This window comes from Streptomyces sp. NPDC005303, assembly GCF_040607335.1.
Classification (GTDB): Bacteria; Actinomycetota; Actinomycetes; order Streptomycetales; family Streptomycetaceae; genus Streptomyces.
In genome coordinates this window covers 82,529-102,684 of the sequence record NZ_JBEXGM010000029.1, presented here as the reverse complement: position 1 = coordinate 102,684, position 20,156 = coordinate 82,529, and the positions used below count along the sequence as shown (strand labels likewise).

The 20,156-nt window shown below is 70.0% G+C and carries 14 protein-coding genes and 4 pseudogenes; 9 read left to right on the top strand and 9 right to left on the bottom strand.

The features are described from left to right. The first annotated feature begins 701 nt into the window (after positions 1-701). The 8 genes and pseudogenes from ABZT93_RS31390 to ABZT93_RS31355 all read left to right on the top strand — a co-directional run bounded on the left by ABZT93_RS31390 (position 702) and on the right by ABZT93_RS31355 (position 9,233). On the top strand, positions 702-1,853 hold the full coding sequence (locus tag ABZT93_RS31390) for an inositol-3-phosphate synthase (protein WP_356111040.1): 1,152 nt from the start codon (positions 702-704) through the stop codon (positions 1,851-1,853). A gap of 146 nt (positions 1,854-1,999) precedes the next feature. After that, complete coding sequence (locus ABZT93_RS31385; RefSeq protein WP_356111051.1) at positions 2,000-3,070, top strand: SCO3242 family prenyltransferase; 1,071 nt, start codon at positions 2,000-2,002, stop codon at positions 3,068-3,070. Beyond that, a complete protein-coding gene (locus ABZT93_RS31380) occupies positions 3,067-3,945 on the top strand; it encodes a sugar phosphate isomerase/epimerase family protein (protein ID WP_356111038.1) in 879 nt (292 codons plus the stop codon). The genes ABZT93_RS31385 and ABZT93_RS31380 overlap by 4 nt, the downstream gene beginning before the upstream one ends. Further along, complete coding sequence (locus ABZT93_RS31375; RefSeq protein WP_356111036.1) at positions 3,942-4,580, top strand: EboA domain-containing protein; 639 nt, start codon at positions 3,942-3,944, stop codon at positions 4,578-4,580. The genes ABZT93_RS31380 and ABZT93_RS31375 overlap by 4 nt, the downstream gene beginning before the upstream one ends. After that, positions 4,580-5,428 (top strand): TatD family hydrolase, encoded by an 849-nt coding sequence (locus tag ABZT93_RS31370; RefSeq protein WP_356111034.1) that lies wholly within the window; start codon positions 4,580-4,582, stop codon positions 5,426-5,428. The genes ABZT93_RS31375 and ABZT93_RS31370 overlap by 1 nt, the downstream gene beginning before the upstream one ends. Before the next feature lie 92 nt (positions 5,429-5,520). Then, positions 5,521-5,679, top strand: a pseudogene (locus ABZT93_RS31365) (alkaline phosphatase family protein); the annotation flags it as partial. Positions 5,680-5,732: 53 nt separating this feature from the next. After that, entirely contained in the window at positions 5,733-6,896 is a 1,164-nt protein-coding gene (locus tag ABZT93_RS31360; protein ID WP_356111032.1) for a sugar phosphate isomerase/epimerase family protein, read from the top strand. A gap of 216 nt (positions 6,897-7,112) precedes the next feature. Next, positions 7,113-9,233 (top strand): PQQ-dependent sugar dehydrogenase, encoded by a 2,121-nt coding sequence (locus ABZT93_RS31355; RefSeq protein WP_356111030.1) that lies wholly within the window; start codon positions 7,113-7,115, stop codon positions 9,231-9,233. 147 nt (positions 9,234-9,380) lie between these two features. Here the strand turns inward: ABZT93_RS31355 and ABZT93_RS31350 are convergent. The 5 genes and pseudogenes from ABZT93_RS31350 to ABZT93_RS31330 all read right to left on the bottom strand — a co-directional run. Beyond that, positions 9,381-9,819, bottom strand: a pseudogene (locus ABZT93_RS31350) (two-component sensor histidine kinase); the annotation flags it as partial. 176 nt (positions 9,820-9,995) lie between these two features. Then, on the bottom strand, positions 9,996-10,694 hold the full coding sequence (locus ABZT93_RS31345; protein ID WP_356111029.1) for a DUF4232 domain-containing protein: 699 nt from the start codon (positions 10,692-10,694) through the stop codon (positions 9,996-9,998). Between the two features lie 195 nt (positions 10,695-10,889). After that, positions 10,890-12,479, bottom strand: coding sequence for an alpha-L-arabinofuranosidase C-terminal domain-containing protein (locus ABZT93_RS31340; RefSeq protein ID WP_356111027.1), 1,590 nt, complete (start codon positions 12,477-12,479; stop codon positions 10,890-10,892). Then, positions 12,476-13,984 carry a cytosine permease gene (locus tag ABZT93_RS31335; protein WP_356111025.1) on the bottom strand — a complete coding sequence of 503 codons (1,509 nt, stop codon included), beginning with the start codon at positions 13,982-13,984 and terminating at the stop codon, positions 12,476-12,478. Before ABZT93_RS31335 ends, ABZT93_RS31340 begins: the two co-directional genes overlap by 4 nt. Before the next feature lie 153 nt (positions 13,985-14,137). After that, positions 14,138-15,118: a DJ-1/PfpI family protein gene (locus ABZT93_RS31330; RefSeq protein WP_356111023.1), complete on the bottom strand. Its 981-nt coding sequence runs from the start codon at positions 15,116-15,118 to the stop codon at positions 14,138-14,140. A 170-nt stretch (positions 15,119-15,288) separates the two neighbouring features. On the opposite strand from ABZT93_RS31330, the pseudogene ABZT93_RS31325 reads away from it, so the two are divergent. Next, positions 15,289-15,440: pseudogene (locus ABZT93_RS31325) on the top strand (4-hydroxy-2-oxovalerate aldolase); the annotation flags it as partial. 730 nt (positions 15,441-16,170) lie between these two features. On the opposite strand, the pseudogene ABZT93_RS31320 reads toward ABZT93_RS31325, so the two are convergent. The 4 genes and pseudogenes from ABZT93_RS31320 to ABZT93_RS31305 form a co-directional block, all read right to left on the bottom strand. Further along, positions 16,171-16,423: pseudogene (locus tag ABZT93_RS31320) on the bottom strand (serine dehydratase beta chain); the annotation flags it as partial. After that, positions 16,420-17,028 carry a sarcosine oxidase subunit gamma family protein gene (soxG, locus tag ABZT93_RS31315; protein WP_356111021.1) on the bottom strand — a complete coding sequence of 203 codons (609 nt, stop codon included), beginning with the start codon at positions 17,026-17,028 and terminating at the stop codon, positions 16,420-16,422. The gene soxG and the pseudogene ABZT93_RS31320, both read right to left, overlap by 4 nt. After that, on the bottom strand, positions 17,021-19,849 hold the full coding sequence (locus ABZT93_RS31310) for a sarcosine oxidase subunit alpha family protein (RefSeq protein ID WP_356111020.1): 2,829 nt from the start codon (positions 19,847-19,849) through the stop codon (positions 17,021-17,023). Before ABZT93_RS31310 ends, soxG begins: the two co-directional genes overlap by 8 nt. Further along, positions 19,846-20,142 carry a sarcosine oxidase subunit delta gene (locus ABZT93_RS31305; protein WP_356111018.1) on the bottom strand — a complete coding sequence of 99 codons (297 nt, stop codon included), beginning with the start codon at positions 20,140-20,142 and terminating at the stop codon, positions 19,846-19,848. The genes ABZT93_RS31310 and ABZT93_RS31305 overlap by 4 nt, the downstream gene beginning before the upstream one ends. Between the last annotated feature and the right edge of the window lie 14 nt (positions 20,143-20,156).

Here is a 20,156-nt window from a genome sequence, read left to right as displayed (position 1 = left end):
CGGCTCCAGGGCGCACCCGAGGCACTGAACCGGCTCAAGGCATACGACTTCGAGCCCCCGTCGGCCTCCTTCGACGCGGCCTTCGGAGGCAACGACAAGTAGGTACTCCGCCGCTGGAGCACGGCGTACGAACGGGCTTCAGCGGCGCCGCCGTGGCCGGTCGTGCCGCGCGACGAAGCCGTACATGGCCGCAGGATGCGCCCAGTTGGGGCGCCGACGCACGGCGGCTGCTTTTCGTCGGCCCTGAGGGCCGGTCAGGTCGGGGCCCGGCGGCGGGTGAGTCGTCGGGCTGATCCGGGCTGCCCCAATGCCGCTTTGTCCTGAACCTGGAGAAAGTTCGTCCTCTTCGTGCACAAGGGGTTCCGGTCAAGGACGAACGCGGCTACGTTCCCCTCGTGCACAGGAACCACACAGTGGTCCGAAACTGACGGCTCATCCAGATCGTGTGCCACACCGCTCGACCGACCTACGAAGGAGGTCCTGCACAGCGCAGGGCCAAGGGCCTTCAGGTGTCCCGCATCTCTCACCGGCGGTCCATGTGCCGCCCACGTGCACGCCGTAACCGCGCCGACCACGGAGACAGCCCTCTTGGGGCCGCGGCCGAAGCCGCCCAAGTGCCGGCGGTGGGCGGGAGGCCATCGAGCCCCCACCCACCGCCCTCCACACCACATCGGAACATCGACATGGCAGGGAGGCAGCCCGTGAACAACGACGGGAACGCATCGGAACCCCAGATCGGCGAGCGGACCGCACGCAGCGGTGTCTGGTTCGTCGGAGCCCGCGGATCGGTGGCCACGACCGCCGTCGCCGGATGCGCGGCCGTCACCGCCGGATTGCATGCCCCGACGGGCATGGTCACCGAGACCCCACCGTTCGACGGCACCGGCCTGCCACCGCTGACCTCACTCGTCTTCGGAGGCCACGACACCGCCCACTGCCCGCTGCCCAAGCGGGCCGAACACCTCACCGACGCGGGCGTCCTGCCGCACGGCCTCGCCCCCGCCGTGCGCTCCGAACTCCGGGCCGCCGACGAGGAGATACGGCCCGGCGGCCCGCTCCCGGACGACCCGCGCGGCGACGAGGAACTCATCGCGGACTTCGCCGCCGACCTCACCTCGTTCCGCGAACGCAACGCACTGGCACGGGTGGTCGTCGTCAACGTCTCCTCCACCGAGCCGCTGCCCGCACCCGACGCCGAACGGTTGCCGCCCAGTTCCCTGTACGCGGCCGCCGCCGTGCGCGCCGGCTGCCCCTACGTCAACTTCACCCCGTCCACCGGGTTGCGCACCCCGGCCCTGACCGACGCCGCCGCGGCGACCGGACTTCCCCACGCGGGCCGTGACGGCAAGACCGGCCAGACGCTGCTGCGGGCCGTGCTCGCCCCGATGTTCGTCCAACGCGCCCTGCACGTACGGGCCTGGTCCGGCACCAACCTGTTGGGCGGAGGCGACGGGGCGGCGCTGGCCGACCCGGGGGCCGCCGCGGCGAAGAACGCCGGCAAGGAGCGCGTCCTGACGGAAACCCTCGGGCACACACCGCAGGGCGAGGTGCACATCGACGACGTACCGGCGCTCGGCGACTGGAAGACCGCTTGGGACCACGTCGCCTTCGAGGGCTTCCTCGGCACGCGCATGGTCCTCCAGACCATCTGGCAGGGCTGCGACTCGGCCCTGGCCGCACCGCTCGTGCTGGACCTGGCCCGCCTGGTCGCCCGCGCCCACGAGGCGGGCCTGTCCGGTCCGCTGCCTGAACTGGGCTTCTACTTCAAGGATCCCGACGGGGGCCCGGCGGGGCTGCCGGAGCAGTTCACCGCGCTGCTGTCGTTCGCCGAGCGACTGCGGGAGGCACGGTGATCCGCCTTCTGCAGGCCCGCCTCGCCCCGCCGGCCCTGACCCGCCTCGCCTCGCTCGCCCCGACCCGCCTCGCCCCGCCCACCACGGCGCGCACCCCACAGCCCGCCCGACTCCGAACCGGTCAGGGCCCCGTGGACGCCGGACCGATGCGCGGGCTGCGGACGCGGCTGCGGGACTGGACCGAACTGCTGCGCGTCTCCGCGCTGTTCACCGTCCCTGGCGACGCCCTCGCCGGTGCCGCGGCCCGCGGACTGCGGCCCAACCGAGGCACGGCATATGCGGTGGGCGCCTCGCTCTGCCTCTACGAGGCGGGCATGGCACTCAACGACTGGGCCGACCGCGACGAGGACGCCCTCGACCGCCCCCATCGACCCGTCCCCTCCGGCCGCATCTCGCCGAGGGCGGCGCTGGGCGCGGCCGGAGTCCTGACGGCGGCGGGCCTGGCCCTGGCCGCCCGCGCCGGCCGCCCAGCACTCGCGGTGGCGTCGGCGCTTACCGCCATGGTGTGGGCGTACGACCTGAGGCTGAAGCACACCCCTGCGGCCCCGGCGGCGATGGCCGCGGCCCGAGCCTTGGACCTTCTGCTCGGCGCCACGGCCACCATGTCCGCGGCCGGCGCGACGAGTTCGGGCCAAAGAGGCGCCACGACCACCACGCTGCCCGCTCACCGCACGCTGCGGAGCGCGGCTGTGGCCGGGAGCGGGGAGCAGCAGCGCCAGGGGCGAGCCCCCGGCTGGCGACGTCCCACCGCACCCGCACCCGCATCCGCATCCGCGCCGATGTCCGCGCCGATGTCCGCGCCGACGTCCGCGTCCGTATCGGTAGCCGCGTCCACCGTCGCCCTGGCCGCCCACACCTACGCCATCACCGCCGTCTCGCGACACGAGACGCACGGCGGCTCCCCAGCCACCCCCCTCGCCGCCCTCGGCGCGACCACGGTGCTCGGCGCGTTACTGGGACGGACCAGTGCGACGACGGGACCCCTCCCGGTACTGACCGCGGCCTCCTACGCCCGTACCGCAGCCGTTCCCTTCCTTCATGCCGCCCTCAATCCGTCCCCGCCCCTCACCCAACGCGCCGTCGGCGGCGGGATCCGCGCCCTGATCCCACTCCAAGCCGCGCTCGCCGCCCGGTCCGGGGCGAACGGCACCGCCCTCGCCCTGCTGGGGCTCGTCCCCCTGGCCCGCACCCTCGCACGGAAGGTGAGCCCCACATGAGCGGCCGACAGCGACTGCGCCTCGGTTACGGCACCAACGGCCTCACCGACCTCCGTCTGGACGACGCCCTCGGCCTGCTCGCGGAGCTGGGATACGACGGCGTCGGCCTCACGCTCGACCACATGCACCTCGACCCGCTTGCCCCCGACCTGGCCGCCCGCACCGCCCAAGTCGCCCGTCGGCTCGGCGCCTTGGGCCTCACCGTCACCATCGAGACGGGCGCCCGCTATGTGCTCGACCCGCGCCGCAAGCACGGCCCGTCGCTGCTGGACGCGGAGCCCGAGGGGCGCGCCGCCCGCACCCGGCTGTTGATCACGGCGGTCGAGGTCGCCGCCGACCTCGGTGCGCACGCCGTGCACTGCTTCAGCGGCATCATGCCGCCCGGCATCGACCGCGACACCGCGTGGCAGCGCCTGCGAGAGTCGCTCACGCCCGTGCTCGACGCCGCGGCCGCCGCCGGCGTACCACTGGCGATCGAACCCGAACCGGGCCACCTCCTGGCCACCCTCGCGGACTTCCATCACCTGCGCACCTCGCTCGGCAGCCCTCCTCCGCTCGGTCTGACCCTCGACATCGGCCACTGCCAGTGCCTGGAGCCGGACCCGCCCGCCGAGTGCGTCCGCGCGGCGGCGCCCTGGCTGCGCCATGTGCAGATCGAGGACATGCGCCGCGGGGTGCACGAGCATCTGCCGTTCGGCGACGGCGAGATCGACTTCCCGCCCGTGCTGGACGCCCTCGCCGCCACCGGCTACCAGGGCCTGACCGTCGTCGAACTGCCCCGGCACTCCCACGCCGGTCCTGAACTGGCCCGCACCTCCATGGAGTTCCTCCGCACCGTGGCAGCCACCACCATGAAGGGAGCGTCGGCAGCATGACGCACACCGCTCCCTGGACCCGCGGCGACGTCACCGCCTCGCTGGCCGCCGACACCGCGCGGGCCTGGCTCGACGAAGCGCCGGCGGATGCCGCGGCCGCCGTACAGGCAGCGCCGGCGGCCCACTCCCCGTACCTCACCCACAGCTGGGAGCTGTGCTTCGCCGCCGCCGGGCGGCACTGCGGCGACGACCACGCTGACGCCGTCCGTACGCTGCTGCTGTTCGAGGCCCGGGCGGGAGCCCAGACCTTGACCCGACTCCACCAGCAGGGCAGTGCCGCCGAAGGCCGAGCCGTGCTGCGGGCCCTGCCGGCGCTGGTCGACGGACCGCACGCCGTCCACCTCGTCGAGGACGCCCTGCGCAGCAACGACACCCGGCTCATCGCCGCCGCCGTAGGCTCCTACTCCGCCGCCCACCTCGATGCGCACGCCTGGCGTCACGCCGTCCTGAAGTGCCTGTTCACCGGCGTCCCCGTCGACGCGGTCGCGAACCTGGCGCAGCGGGCGGCAGGCGACGGCGAACTCGCCCGCATGCTTACCGACTTCGCCGCCGAGCGCACCGCCGCCGGCCGTGACGTCCCTGACGACCTCGGCCGCGTGCTGACCCTGACGGGCGGAGAGCCCAAGGAGGCGTGATGCGCATCTTCGACCCGCACATCCATATGACGTCCCGCACCACCGACGACTACGAGGCCATGCACGCCGCCGGTGTGCGCGCTGTCGTGGAACCGTCGTTCTGGCTGGGCCAGCCCCGCACCAGTCCGTCCAGCTTCCTCGACTACTTCGACGCCCTCCTCGGCTGGGAGCCCTTCCGCGCCGCCCAGCACGGCATCGCCCACCACTGCACTCTCGCGCTGAACCCCAAGGAGGCCAACGACCCGCGCTGCACACCGGTCCTGGACGCCCTGCCCCGCTACCTCGTCAAGGGCGGTGTCGTCGCCGTCGGCGAGATCGGCTACGACTCCATGACTCCGGCCGAGGACACCGCGCTGGCCGCCCAGCTCCAGCTCGCCGCGGACCACGGCATGCCCGCCCTCGTCCACACGCCCCACCGCGACAAGCTCGCCGGGCTCCGCCGCACCGTGGACGTGGTCCACGAGTCGAGCCTGCCCACCGAGCGGGTGCTGCTCGACCACCTCAACGAGACCACCGTCAAGGAGGCCAAGGCCAGCGGCTGCTGGCTCGGCTTCTCCGTCTACCCGGACACCAAGATGGACGAGGACCGCATGGTCGCCGTACTGAAGGAGTACGGACCGGAGAAGATCCTCGTCAACTCGGCCGCCGACTGGGGGAGAAGCGACCCGCTGAAGACCCGGAAGGTCGCCGACGCCATGCTCGCCGCCGGATTCGGCGAGGACGACGTCGACCAGGTGCTGTGGCGCAACCCGGTCGCCTTCTACGGACTCGGCGGCCGCCTCCGGCTCGACGTCCCGCAGGCGCGGAACCTGCACGAGGGCAACTCCATCCTGCGCGGGGGCGAGTAGAGCGATGCGCTTCCGCCACCCCGACGGCTCCACCCTCCACCTCGCCTACCGCACCAACGTCCACCCGGCCGAGACCCTCGACGGCGTCCTCGCCCTTTGATCTCTCCCCCATCCGCGGCAGCCACGGCCGCCGCCCCACGAGCGACGACGAAGGTCCGCTCGTCCTGGTCTCCACCCCCCGCGCAGTGTCCGGCCGCGTCGCGGCCACCGAAGTGAAGTCCCTTCTCCTGCGGCTCGCCGGCCTCTCCTGAGGCGGCGGACGTCAGGCACCCGCAGCACCGCGACAACGAAAGAGAGAACCACTGTGACCGCGTTCAACGACGAAGCCGTCACCGGCGACGCCCTGCGCCGCACCCTCGGCGTCAACCGCCGCCGTTTCCTCAGCACTTGCACGGCCGTCACCGCCGCGGCGATCGCCGCCCCGGTCTTCGGCGCCACACCCGCCCTGGCGCAGGACAGAGCACTGGCCGCAGGCCCCGACCGGGGCCGTTCCGCCCTGGTCCCGCCGAACAAGCGCGGCATCATCCTCTACACCGTCCGTGACGCGGTCGGCCGTGACCCGCTGGCCTCCGACCTGCCCTCCGGTTTCCGCGAGGTGTTCCGTCAGCTGTCGCGCTTCGGCTACCGCCAGGTGGAGTTCGCCGGCTACGGCCAGCACGCCAACGCGCCCGGCGGCGCCGATCTGGGCACCGTCGCGGGGGCCAAGCAGCTGCGTTCCTGGCTCGACGAGTACGGCCTGCGGGCGCAGGGCAGCCACGGCTACATCCCGCCGTCCTGGCCGCTCACCTCGTCCGACCTGGACACCTTCAAGCGCTTCCTGGAGATCTCCAACATCCTCGGCATGGAGCAGATGGGCACCGGCGCCGACCCCACCAACACCCCGTACCGGGCCGACTGGGACGTGGCCGCGGAGAAGTGGAACACCCTGGGCGCCATCGCCCGCCGCGAGGGCATCAAGCTCTACACCCACAACCACGACACGGCCTACGACTTCCTGCTCGACGGTGGCCCGCTCGACGCCCAGGGCCGGCCGACCCGCAGCTCCGGTATCCGCAAGCTGGAGTACTTCCTGAAGGTGACGGACCGCAAGAACGTCTATCTGGAGCTGGACGTCTTCTGGGCACACGTGGCCCAGTACAAGTTCCACACCTACACCGCCCACGACGGCTCCCAGCGCAAGGACGTCTTCGACCCGGCGGCGCTCGTGGTCCGCAACACCAACCGCTTCCCGCTCTTCCACGCCAAGGACGGCGTCGTCAACCTGCAGAGCGGCCTGGGCTACGACATGGTGCCCTTCGGCACGGGCGACATCGACTACCGGAGGTTCTTCACCCGGGTGGGTGCGAAGAACTACCACAACCCGATGGTCGAGCAGGACAACGCACCCAGCACGACGGTCCCCGCCCAGTCCCTGGAGTTCGCCAAGGTCGGCTACGACAACCTCGCGGGCCTGCGCGCCTGCAACTGACCGACTGTCACCCGCGGTGCCCCGCCCGCCGGCGTCTTGCCGTCGGGCGGGTCCCCGGCGTGCCCAAAAGGGCCCGGAAACCAAGAAAGACCGGGACAAACTTTCTTCGAATCCATCGAAACTTTGTCCTTGACGAGTTGAAAGTGGGCGCCCTAGCGTCCAACTCACGCATTTCGCCTGGCTTTTCACGTGCCGGCCAGACCAAAGGAGTTCTGAGTGCGCAACAGACGGATCGTCACCCTCATGGGGGCGGCTGCGATGGCCGGAGCCGTCGGGCTCCTGCCGCTCTCCCCGGCCCAGGCCGCCAAATCGGACCCCGTACCGCCGGCCGCGTCGGACTTCCAGAAGGTCACCCTCAACGACCGCCCGGGCGAGCCCATGGCCCTGGCCGTCCTGCCCGACCGTCGGGTCCTGCACACGGCGCGCACCGGAGAGGTGCGCATCCACGACCCCAAGAGCGGCGTGAACTTCCTCGCCGCCGACATGAAGAAGAGCCCCGCCGGGCTGTACCAGCACGACGAAGAAGGCGTGCAGGGCATCGCCGTGGACCCCGGCTTCGCGAAGAACCATTGGGTCTACCTCTACTACTCGCCCCGCCTGGACACCCCCATGGACGACCCGGCCACCCCGGGCGTCAACGAGGGGGACGCACCGCAGTTCGGCACGGACGCGGACTTCGCCAAGTACAAGGGCGTCACCCGCCTGTCGCGGTTCAAGCTCGTGGGCAACAAGCTCGACTTTGCCACCGAGCAGAAGGTCATCGACGTACCCGCCGACCGCGGCATCTGCTGCCACGTCGGCGGCAAGATCGACTTCGACCACAGGGGCAACCTGTTCCTGTCGACCGGCGACGACTCCAACCCGTTCTCCTCGGACGGTTACGCCCCGCTCGACGACCGCGCCGACCGCAACCCGGCCTACGACGCGCGGCGCACCGCGGGCAACACCAACGACCTGCGCGGCAAGGTCCTGCGGATCAAGGCCAAGCGCAACGGCGGCTACGCGATACCCGACGGCAACCTCTTCGCGCCGGGCACCGCCAAGACCCGCCCCGAGATCTACGCCATGGGTCTGCGCAACCCGTTCCGGTTCGGAGTGGACGAGAGGACCGGCGAGGTCTACGTCGGCGACTACTCGCCCGACGCGCAGAACGCCAACCCCGGCCGCGGCCCCGCCGGCCAGGGACGCTGGATGGTCATCGACCGCCCCGCCAATTACGGCTGGCCGTTCTGCGTGACCCGGGACATGCCCTACCAGGACTACGACTTCGCCACCCAGACCTCCGCCGGCGCCTTCAACTGCGCCAAGCCGGTCAACGACTCCCGCCACAACACCGGCCGCACCGAGCTGCCCCCGGTCGAGAACGCGGAGATCGTCTACGGCTACGGGGCCTCCGCCGAGTTCCCCGAACTCGGCACCGGCGGCATCGGCCCGATGGGCGGCCCGGCGTACCGCTACGACCAGCACAACAAGGCCGCCAACCGCTGGCCCCAGTACTTCGACGGCAAGCCGCTCTTCTACGAGTGGACGCGCGATCAGATGAAGGCCATCACCCTCGGCAAGAAGAACGAGGTACTGAAGATCGAGGACGCCATCCCCTCGATCAAGACGGACGGCCCGATCGACGCCGAGTTCGGCCCGGACGGCGCGCTCTACGTCCTGGAGTACGGCACCGGGTACTTCGCGGAGCTGCCCGAGGCCCAGCTCTCCCGCATCGACTTCACCCGCGGCAACCGGACCCCGGAGCCCAAGGTCGCCGCGGACGTGGTCAACGGCACCAGCCCGCTGACGGTGCAGTTCTCCAGCGCCGGCACGAAGGACGCCGACGGCGACGCACTGCGCTACGCCTGGGACTTCGACGCCGACGGCACCGTGGACTCCAGGGAGGCCAACCCGAAGCACACCTTCGACAAGAACGGTGTCTACGACGCCACGCTGAAGGTCACCGACAGCACCGGGCGCTCGGCCTCCGCGTCGGTTCCCGTCGTGGTCGGCAACAAGGCGCCGGTCGTCTCCCTCACCACCGACCCGGCCCCGCACGGCGGCACCGCGTTCCACTGGGGTGACACGGTCACCTGGCAGGTCACCGTCACCGACGACCAGCCGGTGGACTGCTCGAAGGTCACCGTCTCGTTCATCCTCGGCCACGACTCGCACGGCCACCCGCTGTCGTCGAGCAACGGCTGCTCCGGATCGTTCAAGACCTTCGTGGACGGCGGCCACAGCGGTTCGGACAACCTGAAGGCGGTCTTCAACGCCACCTACACCGACACGCCCCCGGCCGGCCTGCCGTCCCTCTCGGGCAGCGCCGAGGTCGCGCTGACACCGGCTGACTGACCTGGCGGAGAACAGATGCGGGGCGCCGACCCAGGGAGGGGCGGCGCCCCGCTGGCCTTGCCCGTGCCTGAGGACGCGCACCAGATCCCCCATGCCATGGTGGGGCCGGCCTCCAGGGTGCCGTGCGGGATGTCGGCCCGTTCCCGCAGGCGGCAGTCCATCCGTGAGCCTCGCACGAGTGCCGCTCGAGTCCACGAGCTGAGGTCGGCCAGGGTGGGTTGCGGAGTCGGCTCGGTGGCGTCGCTGCCGGAAGCACGCAACAGAACGGATCGCGGGAGCCGCCTCCTGTGCGTCCGCGTCGAGGGTGGCGGCGACCTGCATGGCTCCGGCCCGTACAGCGATCAGGCTGACCTGGTGGGAGACCACGCCGGCATCTCGCGGGCCAGTTGGGCACATGCCCGGGCCAGCACCGCCTGGGCGTGCAGCACCTGCTCGTGCTCCTGGCCTCCTCGATCTCGGCCAGCCGTCACGACAGGTCCCGTTGGGCCTGAAGGAGCTGGCCGTGGAGGACTGGGGCCGTGGTGGTCACCGGGTTGTAGACGAAGACGACCAGTGTCATGGCCCGGTCGTCCTCGGTCAGGGGCCAGAACGGTGCTCGTGACGGCGACCGGGGCGCTGCACACCGCCTTGGTGAGGCGGTGCCGGCGTCCACGCTGCGGCGGCATCTACGACGGATCCGCCGCCATCGGCGTTCGGTGAGAAGTGACACCGCTCCGCTCGGTGTCGTCGTGTTGCGTGCGCTGGTGCTGCGCCTGGGATCGGTCAGGAAGGCGTGATTGCCGATACGGCGGTGACGGTCACGGTGTCGTCGCACTCGGCGAACTGCCCGTCGTCTAGGGCCACCTGGTGCGCTCCGGACCCCGGCAGTCGGACGACCATCGTGGGATACAGCACAGGCGCCGAACCGGACACGCAGTACCCGTCGGCCTCTCCCTGCACCTGGACGAACGTCAGCTTCACCCACGCCTTGCCGCCGGGGGCCACCTTCACCGGTGCCGCGGCTCCGGTCGGCTTGACGGTGAGCGGCACGTTCATCTCGGGAGAGCCGTTCGCGGCGCCGGCAACTGTGGGGTGCCCCTGGAGGATGCACGTTTGTCCGGACACGTTGGTGAACTCGACGACGGCCGCCCCGGTCCCCGTACCGGTCGGCCGCACGGCGGCCTGGCGGGCGGTCGCCTTCAGACTGCCCGCGGCACAGGTCGCCGCCGAACCGCCCGAAGCGGACGCGGACGACGCAGGTGCGGAGGCGGAGGGGGTGGAGGAACCGGAGGCGGAGCTGCCGGGCTTGGGGGCGCCGGACGTGGAGGAGGAGGCCGCTGAGCTGATGGCCCCGGACGGGGTGACGTCGCCGTCTGAGGTGTCCGCACTGCCCCCACCGGGCTGACATCCCGCCACCGCCAGCGCCGCCGAAGCCACGACGACCGCCATCGCCGAACCGCGCATTCCGTTCATGTACCGCATGCTGTCCCCCGAGTTCCAGGTGTCCGGAGCATGGCTCCTTGCCGCTCCCGTCGAACCAGACAGAACCGTGGAGCCGGCAGTTCTCCCGCACTCCGACCTGTGACCCACCGGTGACGAAATCCGGCCACAACCATCGTGGAGCGCCGAGGACAGGCCAGCGCGCACGTCGGCTTCACCGGCGAAGAGCAACTCAGATCATCGGGACCGGTGAGGGACGCCCTGTTTCGAGGGCCCGGCAGGTTCTGGTGAGCTTCTTCTGGCGTGCCGATGAGTGCCAACGGTCCATTCGAGTCCCGGTGTTGGCCGGTGGAAGTCGTCGAGACGAACCACCGTCACACTGTGCGGGGGAAGGGTCAGAAGGCCGTCTGCGATCTCGGTCCGGACCTTGCTCGGTTGTATGACGTCCGGATGCCCCACGTCGTTGTACGAGTGGGGTGAGGGGGCTCCGAGAATGACCAGGTCGGCACGCGTGTTCACGAGGTCGCCGCCGATACGCAACCGCACCTGGGCCTCTCTGTCGTCCGACTTGTTGAGCAGGGCGATGGCGAGCGCACCCGTTTCTGGGTTACCGGTGGCGACGACGTCGACCAGGGGAACCTCTGTATCGCCGGTTGCCAGCCCGCAGCTCTGGGCCGACGTGGGCATGGTGTGAGTCTCCAGAAGAGACGCGTACATGGCGAAGATGTGGTACGTGGATCGTTTTACGATTCCGGACTCATGCACGAAGAGCGGTCCACGGGCGTTTACAGCGGGGGCGAAATTGGCCATTCGCACCCGATCGCCATGCCGTATGCAGGCGTTCAGGAAAGAAGCCGCGAATATGGCATCAGCCATGGTGTAGGTGGCGTTGTCGTCGTTGAGGTCCCGGGCGTTGATGGCATCGGGACCGTTACCGTCCGGATGGTGCCAGCCGCGAAGGTTCCACTCGTCGAACGCGATCGAGATGTGCGGCATGCCGGCAGTCTCCAGCAAGGCGACGAGCTTCTCGATCGTCCGCTCAGGCTCAAGAGTCTGAGCCATGCTGCGCATGTAGTTCGCCGGCTCGTTCACGTCGGCGAGCATGTCCCAGTAGCGGTGGACGGAAATGTAGTCGAGATACTTTCCGGCGCTGTGGAGCATGGGAAGAGTCCATTGCGGGTCGCCGTTGCTGGCCGCGATCAAGCGGATATCCGGGTCGACCCGGCGCATGATCTTGGCGGATTCTGTCACTCGTCGTGCCCAGGCATGAGGGTCCTCGGCACCGAGCTCCCACTCTTCGTAGTTCTCGTTCCCAACACTCCAGTAGCGGACTCCATAGGGCTGCGAATGCCCGTTCCGCGCCCGTTCGTCAGCCCATCTTGTTCCGGTGGGCGCGTTGCAGTACTCGACCCAGTCGCTCATCTCGTCGAGGGTGCCCGTACCCGCGTTTGTGCAGATGTACGCCTCGGCGCCGAGCTCGGCAGTCCACTCCAGAAATTCGTCCGTGCCGAATGTGTTCGGTTCGGGGACACGCCATGCCCGATCGAAGACGGTGGTTCGATTCGGTCCGATCGCGTTCTTCCAGTGATAGCCGGAAGCAAAGGAACCGCCTGGCCAACGCACCACAGGCGTGCGGAGATCGCGGAGTGCGTCGAGGACATCCTTCCGGAACCCCCGGTCGTCGGCCAGCGGCGACCCCGGGGCGTATATGCCGCCGTAGATCTCACGGTGGAAGTGCTCGATGAACTGGCCGAAGACCTTGCGGTCGTACGAAAAGAGGGGCGTGGTATCGATCGCGATGTCAGCGGCGAGAGGAGTTGCATTCACTTGACGGGGCTCGCGTTCTTTGCGATCGGCTCTGCGGACGCGGTCTCCTGGGCGCGGACAGCGCCGCGGGAAAGGAGCAGCGTGGCGACGAATCCGATGATCATCGCGACGAGGACGCCGAGGTTCGCGTAAGCCCATGCCCCTTCCCGGCCGCCCAGCCCGAACGGCTCCAGGAGGAATCCCTGCCAGTCGAGCCAGCCGGCGGACGTGTTCGTGACCAGTCCCCAGCCTGCGACCGTCGAGCCCGCGAGGATGAGCAAGGGAGCGATGGGCGTGGCTCCGTAACGGCCTCGAGGATCGTAGAGATCGCGTTCGGCATAGTCACTACGGCGCAGGGAGAGGTCGGCCAGGAAGATGCCGCACCATGCGGCGACGGGTACACCGAGGGTGATCAAGAAGCCCTGGAAGGGGCCGATGAAGTCGGTTGAGAAGAAGGCGACATAGATGGCGCCCAGGGTCATGATGATTCCGTCGAGACCGGCGGCCGCATACCGGGGAATCGGAATTCCTGCGCTCAGCAGGGCAAGCCCGGACGAGTAGATTCCGAGGACTGCTCCGCCGACCAGGCCGAGAACAGCGACAACGGCGAACGGAATGAGGAACCAGGTCGGCAGAAGTGTGGCGAGTGCGCCGACCGGATCGATCCCGATGGCCTTGTTGAGTTCGGGGGACGACCCTGCCAGCAGAATGCCGAAGACGAGCAGGATGGCCGGAGCGAGAGCTCCGCCGATCGTTGTCCAACCGACCACACGAGAGTATGGGGTACTCCGGGGCAGGTAACGTGAGAAGTCGGCGGCGGAAATGACCCAACCCAGGCCGAAGCCGGTCATGATGAAAACGCAGCCGCCCATGAGTGCCTGCGGAGAACCGGCCGGCAGATCGGCGACGACGCCGAAGTCGATGCGGTTCGCCACCAGCGCGATGTAGACAACCGTCAGGACGCCGGTGACGATCGTGATCCACTTGTGCATCTTCATGATGACGTTGAAGCCGGCGATTCCGCCTGCCAGGACCAGCACCACCACCACGGCGAGAGCCGCGATTTTCGTACCGAGACCTCCGTCCCATCCGAGTTGGACGAAGACGGTGGCCGTGGTCAGCACGGCCAGGGAGGTGAGAACGGTCTCCCATCCGACGGCAAGCAGCCAGGAAAGGACGGACGGAGCGCGATTCCCGTGCACGCCGAACGCCGCACGGCTGGTCACCATGGTGGGCGCTGATCCTCGCTTGCCCGCGATCGACACCAGCCCGCAGAGCAGGAAGGAGAACACGATCCCGACCAGACCGACGATCGTCGCCTGCCAGAGCGAGAGCCCGAAGGCGAGCAGGTATGAACCGTAACTCAGCCCGAGCACGGAGACATTGGCTCCGAACCATGGCCAGAAGAGCGAACTCGGCTTCTGGGTGCGCTCCTCCTCCGCGATGGTGTTGAGTGCGTTGAGCTCGACACCCAAGCCCTCGAGGCGTCTTGATTGATCAGGTGAGACACCTTCGAAATCCGACATATCTTCTCCGATGGGATAGCGCGATTCCTCAACCCCAGCAGCGCTTCCGCAGGTGGACGCGGCGAGGGACGGCTCTGGGGTAGCGGCACAGGACTTCGGAAAAGTGTCGGCGCCGGTCTATTACCTCGTTGTTTCGTGGTGGCAGGTACGGCACTATCCGAGCGAGGTGTGGCCAGATCGGTGGGGTGGGCGCTGTTGGCGCAGGTACTCCGACGGCGAGAATCCCGTGTGTGTGACGAAGGACCTGCGGAGCGCTTCGGGGGTTCCGAAGCCGGCGTTGGCCGCGGCGAAGGCCACGGAGTGCCCGCTCTCGACGAGTGCCTTCGCCACAGCGAACCGTGTGCTCTCCACATACTTCTGCGGTGTCGTGTTGAGCTCGGTGCGGAACAGGCGGCTGAGCTGCCGGGGGCTCATGTGGGCGTAGGCCGCGAGATCCGCGAGCGTATGAGGTCCGACCGGATCCTCGTTGATGTGCTGAAGGAGTTCCCGGAGGGCGATGTTGCGCGGGACGATCCCGGTGAGGAGCTCGGAGTGCGGGGCGCGGTGGGTTCGCCGCTGTTGAAAGACGATGAGGGAGCGGGCAACGTCCCGTGCCTCCGCAGTACCGTGCTCTTCGGCGAACAGAGCCAGAGCCAGGTCGATCGCAGCGGTGAAACAGCCGGAGCTGTACACCGTGCCGGACTTCACGTAGCTCCTGTCCGTTCGGACCGTGATCGTTGGGTGGCGTGTCGCGAGTTCCGCTGCGTGATCCGGGTGTGTTGTCGCCGTGTGTCCGCTGAGGAGACCCGCCGCCCCGAGAACGAAGGCTCCGGTACAGATCGAAGCCAGCCGGTGGGTGCGGGTGGAAAGGTGTCGTGCCGCTTCCACCAGGGGCGCGGTGACAGGACTTGTAGGGAAGATCTCGCCCCCGGCGACCAGCACCATGTCGAATTGCTCCGCCGCGAAGGCTGAGGCGTCGACGGGAATCCTCATACCCATCGACGCGGTGACGTCTTCGCCGCTGACCGAGAGTGTCTGCACTTCGTACTGTCGGCCGCGCTGATTGGCTTCGGCGAAGACTTCGAGCGGGCCGGCCAGATCGAGGAGGCAGGCTCCGGGGAAGACGAGTACGCCGATCTTGCGTGCGTCCGACATCTGCTCATCTTTCTTGGTGCCGCGGTGGAGACTGGTTGTCGGTCCCTTGGGGGGTTTGTCCTGGTCCGACGCACGGGACGCAGCCGTCGCCGCAGCGGTCGGCTGGGGTTGGGCCTGATGACCAGGACCATCAGCGTACTGAAGATCGCAGAGAAGACGGCTGTTCGGGCTCCTCCTTCCTGCGCACGCCGAGATCGCTGCCCGGCGCTACGGCGTCGACGCCCGCCCGCTGCTGCTGGAGGTCGGCCGGCGTGGTCTGGTCGGCGGCCAGGAGGACATCGCCCCCGACCTCGTGGCGGGCGGGGTGACCCCGGCCGACTGAGCACAGACTCGGCCATGCCGGTCGGCTCCGGTGGCTCGAGTCCTCCTGCTGCCGGGCGCCGAGGGCGCCCGGGCCGTGGCGGTGACGGAACCGATCCGCGCCGTCGCCGGACCCCGCACATATCCTCCGCCCGGCCGCCGCTGATCTGCCCGACACCGAAGCGAACACATAGGCAACCCGTCCTCCCCGATCTTCACCAGCTGCTGTACTTCCGCGATCTCGCCGTATGAGCCGCTGGCGGCTATGGCGTCGCCTGGTCCGGTGGATCGGGCCGACGGCCGCGACCAACGAGGCGACGAGGCGAATGACGCGAGGGGTCCTCATCGCGCCCCGGACGTGCGCGGCCCCCGCTGCCCGACAGGCCCCTTCGCAGGGTTCACGGGCGCCCGCGGAGCCATCACAGGGGTACTCGAGCCGCTGCCGCCGCTCTGCCGCTCCGCGACGGCCGATGTCGGCGTTGCGCCGGGCGGGCGCCGACAACGCGCGCGACCTGAGGGAGGCGTCCGACCGTCAGCGGAGAACCGCCGTGCGCCGGCCCTGGACGCACACCCGGCCTTCGCAGTGCCATCGGACCGGTCGGGCCAGGGCTGCCGACTGCGCGGCGCGGCCGACGGCGGCCAGGTCGTCGGGGTGTGGCTGTGGTCGACCTCGAAGCCGATCCGGTGCTTGCCGGCCAGGAGCAGGGTCTTGCTGTTCCGCACCTCCGCACCTCCGCGACCCGGTCATCGGCCCGGTCGGTGTCCACGGTGGCGGGATCCTCGTCCTCCAGTCCGAGCACGACTGCCTTGTCCGAGCCATGGCCGTGCACCGGTCGCGCCGAGTGACCCGAACAGTTCGGCCCGCACCCGGCTGACGGAGGGCAGCAGGCCCTCGCCGTCCAGACGCCGGACGAAGCGCCGGGCCGCCCGCATCGGCCCCACCGTGTGGGAGGAGGAGGGGCCGATGCCGACCGGGTACAGGTCGAAGTCGCTGAGCGCCGTCAGGGGATCTCGGGGCCGCGGTACTCGCTCATCGCGTCGATGAGCCAGCGGGCCAGGTAGTCGGCGAACGAGGACCGGGGGAACAGCCGGTACGTGGGCGTGTCGTCGACCTGCCAGAGCAGCACGGCGATGGGGCCCACCGTGGTCGACACGGCCTGGCCGGCTGCGAAGGCGCGGGGATGCAGGTCCAGCGGGCAGCCCTTCTCGAGGACTTCGCGGGCGGCCGGGCCGCTCAGCTCCAGCGTGGTGCGGTTCGCCGAGACGTCCACGACCGAGCCCGGGTCCGCCCCGAGTGCCTCCCGCAACTCGGCCGTCACGGCGGCCACTTCGGCCTGGGACACGACGAGCCATTCGTCGGGGCCGAGCCACAGGACCGTGTGGGGGCCGGATGTGGTGGTGTGACCGCACTCGCGGGGCAGTGCCGCGCCCAGGGTGTTCTCGATACGGCCGGCCGCTTCGGAAGCGGGGGCGACGCGCAGGTTCACCATGGTGAGGAACGGCCACTCGGTCAGCGTGACGCCGCGGGCGCCGGTGACGGCGGCGGTCCGCATCCGCTCTTCCAGGGGCGCCAACGGGCTCACCCGTGCGTCGATCGTCGGCTCAGCCATCTCGCCGGGTCCCTTCGGGGTCGTAGAGGACGAAGTCGGTCACCTCGACCGGCACAAGCGCCTCGCCCACCGGGGCGAGCAGGGTCTGGCCCTTCCTCGCCTGTCCGTCGGCGACGAGCGCGAGGGCGAAGGGGCGGCCGAGGGCCGGGCTGTGGTAGCTGGAGGTGACGTGGCCGAGCATCGGCACCGGCACCGTCCCCAAGTCGACGTCCGGCGCGACGAGTTGGGTGCCCTCGGGCAGCCGGGTCGTGCGGTCGGCCGGGAGCAGGCCGACGAGTTGCTTGCGGTCGGCGCGGGAGGTGTCGGCGCGGGCGAAGGACCGTTTGCCGATGAAGTCCTTCTGCTTCGAGACCACCCAGCTCATACCCGCGTCCTGCGGGGTGACCGTCCCGTCGGTGTCCTGGCCGACGATGATGTACCCCTTCTCGGCCCGCAGGACATGCATGGTCTCGGTGCCGTACGGGGTGATGCCGTAGGGCCGGCCGACCGCGTCCACCTCCTCCCAGACCGAAAGGCCGTACCAGGCGCAGACGTTGATCTCGTAGGCGAGTTCGCCGGAGAAGGAGATCCGGCAGATCCGGGCCGGGACGCCGGAGGCCAGGGTCGTCTCGCGGAAGGCCATGAACGGGAAGGCCTCGTTCGACAGATCGAGGTCCGGGGCGAGATGGGCGAGGACCGCGCGCGACCGGGGACCGACGACGGCGATCGTCGCCCACTGCTCGGTCACCGAGGTGCAGTGCACGTCGAGTTCGGGCCACTCCGTCTGCAGCCACTCCTCCAGCCAGTCCAGGACGTTCGCGGCGCCGCCGGTCGTGGTGGTCATGAAGTAGCGGTTGTCGTCGAGGCGCAGGGTCACACCGTCGTCGAAGATCATGCCGTCGGGCTTGCACATCACGCCGTAGCGCCCGGTGCCGGGCTTCAGCTTCTTGAAGGCGTTCGTGTAGATCCGGTTGAGGAACTCACCGGCGTCCGCACCCCAGATCTCGATCTTGCCGAGGGTGGAGGCGTCCATGAACGCCACCTCCTCCCGGGCCGCCCGGCACTCGCGTGCCACGGCCGCGTCCATGTCCTCACCGGCCTGCGGGTAGTACCGGGGGCGCTTCCACTGCCCGACGTCCTCGAACTCCGCGCCGTGCGCCACATGCCAACTGTGGATCGAGGTCGTGCGCTCCGGGTCGAACAGCTCGCCGCGCTCGCGGCCCGCCAGGGCGGCGAAGGCGATCGGCGTGTACGGCGCCCGGTAGGCCGTGGTGCCGATCTCGCCCAGCGAGCCGCCGAGGGCCTCGGCGATCACCCCGATCGCGTTGACGCCGGACGTCTTGCCCTGGTCGTTGGCCGTGCCGAGCGAGGTGTACCGCTTGACGTGCTCGACGCCGCGCATCCCGGCGCCGGTGGAGCGCCAGACGTCGGCGACGGTGACATCACGCTGGAGATCGACGAAGTGGCTGTCCCAGGTGCCCGGTTCACCCTCGGGGGAGGGCACCAGCCACAGCGCGCGCGTCGGGCCGGGAGCGGACGGCACACCGACGGCGGACGGTACGGGCACCGGGAACCCCGCCACTGTCGCCGCCACCGCACCGGCCCGCGCCCCCTCGGCCAGACAGCCGTCGAGGTCGTACGTCCCCTGGGCCGCCCCCACGACCTGCTGGTCCCGTACGGCCCCGTCCGGAACGAACGCGGCGAGCCCGGAGTCCCAGCGCAGCTTGCCCTGACGCTGGCTGTGCAGATGCACCACCGGGCTCCAGCCGCCCGACACGGCGAGCAGATCGCAGGCGAACGACTCGGGTTCACCGGTGAGTTGCCCGTCGGTGTCGAGGGTTTGCACGGTGACGCCGGTGATCCTGTGGCCGCCGGCGGTGTCGACCACCGCACTGCCGGTCAGCACCCGCACCCCGGTCGCCGCGGCCACCTCTGCGGCCCGCTCGGACAGTTCAGGGCGCGCGTCCACGACGACCTCAACGGGGATCCCGGCGGCACACAGGTCGGCGACCGTGTCGTAGGCGCTGTCGTTGGTCGTGCTCACCACGGCTCGCGAACCCGGTGCCACGGCATACCGGTTGAGGTACGTGCGTACGGCCCCGGCGAGCATCACGCCGGGCCGGTCGTTGCCCGCGAAGACCAGCGGACGCTCGTGCGCGCCCGTCGCCAGGATCACCTGGCGGGCCCGGATGTGCCACAGCCGCTGCCGCGAGACGTCTGCGGGAGCGTCCGCGCCGAGGTGGTCGGTGCGCCGCTCGAGCGCCAGCACGTAGTTGTCGTCGTACGACCCGAAGGCCGTGGTCCGATGCAGTACGACCGTCTCGGGCGCGGCATCGAGCATCGCACGCAGCTCGGCGGCCCGCTCCCATTCGCCTGACTCGGGCCGCTCGTCGACGAGGATCACGCGGGCCCCGGAGGCGGCGGCGGTGGCGGCCGCCGCGAGGCCGGCCGGGCCGGCGCCGACAACCAGGACGTCGGTGTGGACGTACTTCTTGTCGTAGACGGCGGGGTCGGGGGTGGGGTCGAGCCGGCCCATCCCCGACAGCGTGGTGGCGGACAGGCCCTCGTACAGTTCGACGGTGGTGGCCGGGAGCATGCCCTCCGAGTACGAACCGCCCAGCTGCACCAGGGCGTTGGGCTCCTCGACGCCTGCGGAGACGATGCCGCGCGGGCGGCCGCGGTAGAGCGAGGGGGCGACCTCGACGAGTCCGTGCGCCAGCATCGCGGAGGCGAGGGTGTCGCCGGGGTGGCCGGTCAGCTCCCGTCCGTCGACGGTGAATCGCAGCAGGGTGTCGCGGTCGACTCGGCCGCCTCGCGGCAGCCGGAAATGCTGGTCGGTCATCGGTTCCCTCCGGCCTGGGGCATCTCGGGGCGTGGCTCGTCGGGCCGGTACGAGGTCAGCACCTCGTGGGTGGCGGTGTCGCGCAGGACGTTGAACCAGCGGCGGCAGCCGATGCTGTGCATCCACCGTTCCGCGAAGGGGCCCTTGGGGTTGTCGCGGTAGAAGACGAACTCGGCCCACTGCTCGTCGGTGAGGTCGGCGGGGGAGTCGGCGTAGGGGACATGGGCCTGTCCGCCGTAGTGGTACTCGGTCTCGTTGCGCGGGCCGCACCATGGGCAGGTGATCAGCAGCATGGCGTTCTCCTCAA

Bases quoted from the DNA above. Each gene is read 5' to 3' on its own strand.
- soxG (WP_356111021.1), bottom strand. From the start codon at position 17,028: ATGGCTGAGCCGACGATCGACGCACGGGTGAGCCCGTTGGCGCCCCTG.
- ABZT93_RS31305 (WP_356111018.1), bottom strand. From the start codon at position 20,142: ATGCTGCTGATCACCTGCCCATGGTGCGGCCCGCGCAACGAGACCGAG.
- ABZT93_RS31310 (WP_356111020.1), bottom strand. From the start codon at position 19,849: ATGACCGACCAGCATTTCCGGCTGCCGCGAGGCGGCCGAGTCGACCGC.
- ABZT93_RS31345 (WP_356111029.1), bottom strand. From the start codon at position 10,694: ATGCGGTACATGAACGGAATGCGCGGTTCGGCGATGGCGGTCGTCGTG.
- ABZT93_RS31380 (WP_356111038.1), top strand. From the start codon at position 3,067: ATGAGCGGCCGACAGCGACTGCGCCTCGGTTACGGCACCAACGGCCTC.
- ABZT93_RS31375 (WP_356111036.1), top strand. From the start codon at position 3,942: ATGACGCACACCGCTCCCTGGACCCGCGGCGACGTCACCGCCTCGCTG.
- ABZT93_RS31385 (WP_356111051.1), top strand. From the start codon at position 2,000: ATGCGCGGGCTGCGGACGCGGCTGCGGGACTGGACCGAACTGCTGCGC.
- ABZT93_RS31370 (WP_356111034.1), top strand. From the start codon at position 4,580: ATGCGCATCTTCGACCCGCACATCCATATGACGTCCCGCACCACCGAC.
- ABZT93_RS31330 (WP_356111023.1), bottom strand. From the start codon at position 15,118: ATGTCGGACGCACGCAAGATCGGCGTACTCGTCTTCCCCGGAGCCTGC.
- ABZT93_RS31335 (WP_356111025.1), bottom strand. From the start codon at position 13,984: ATGTCGGATTTCGAAGGTGTCTCACCTGATCAATCAAGACGCCTCGAG.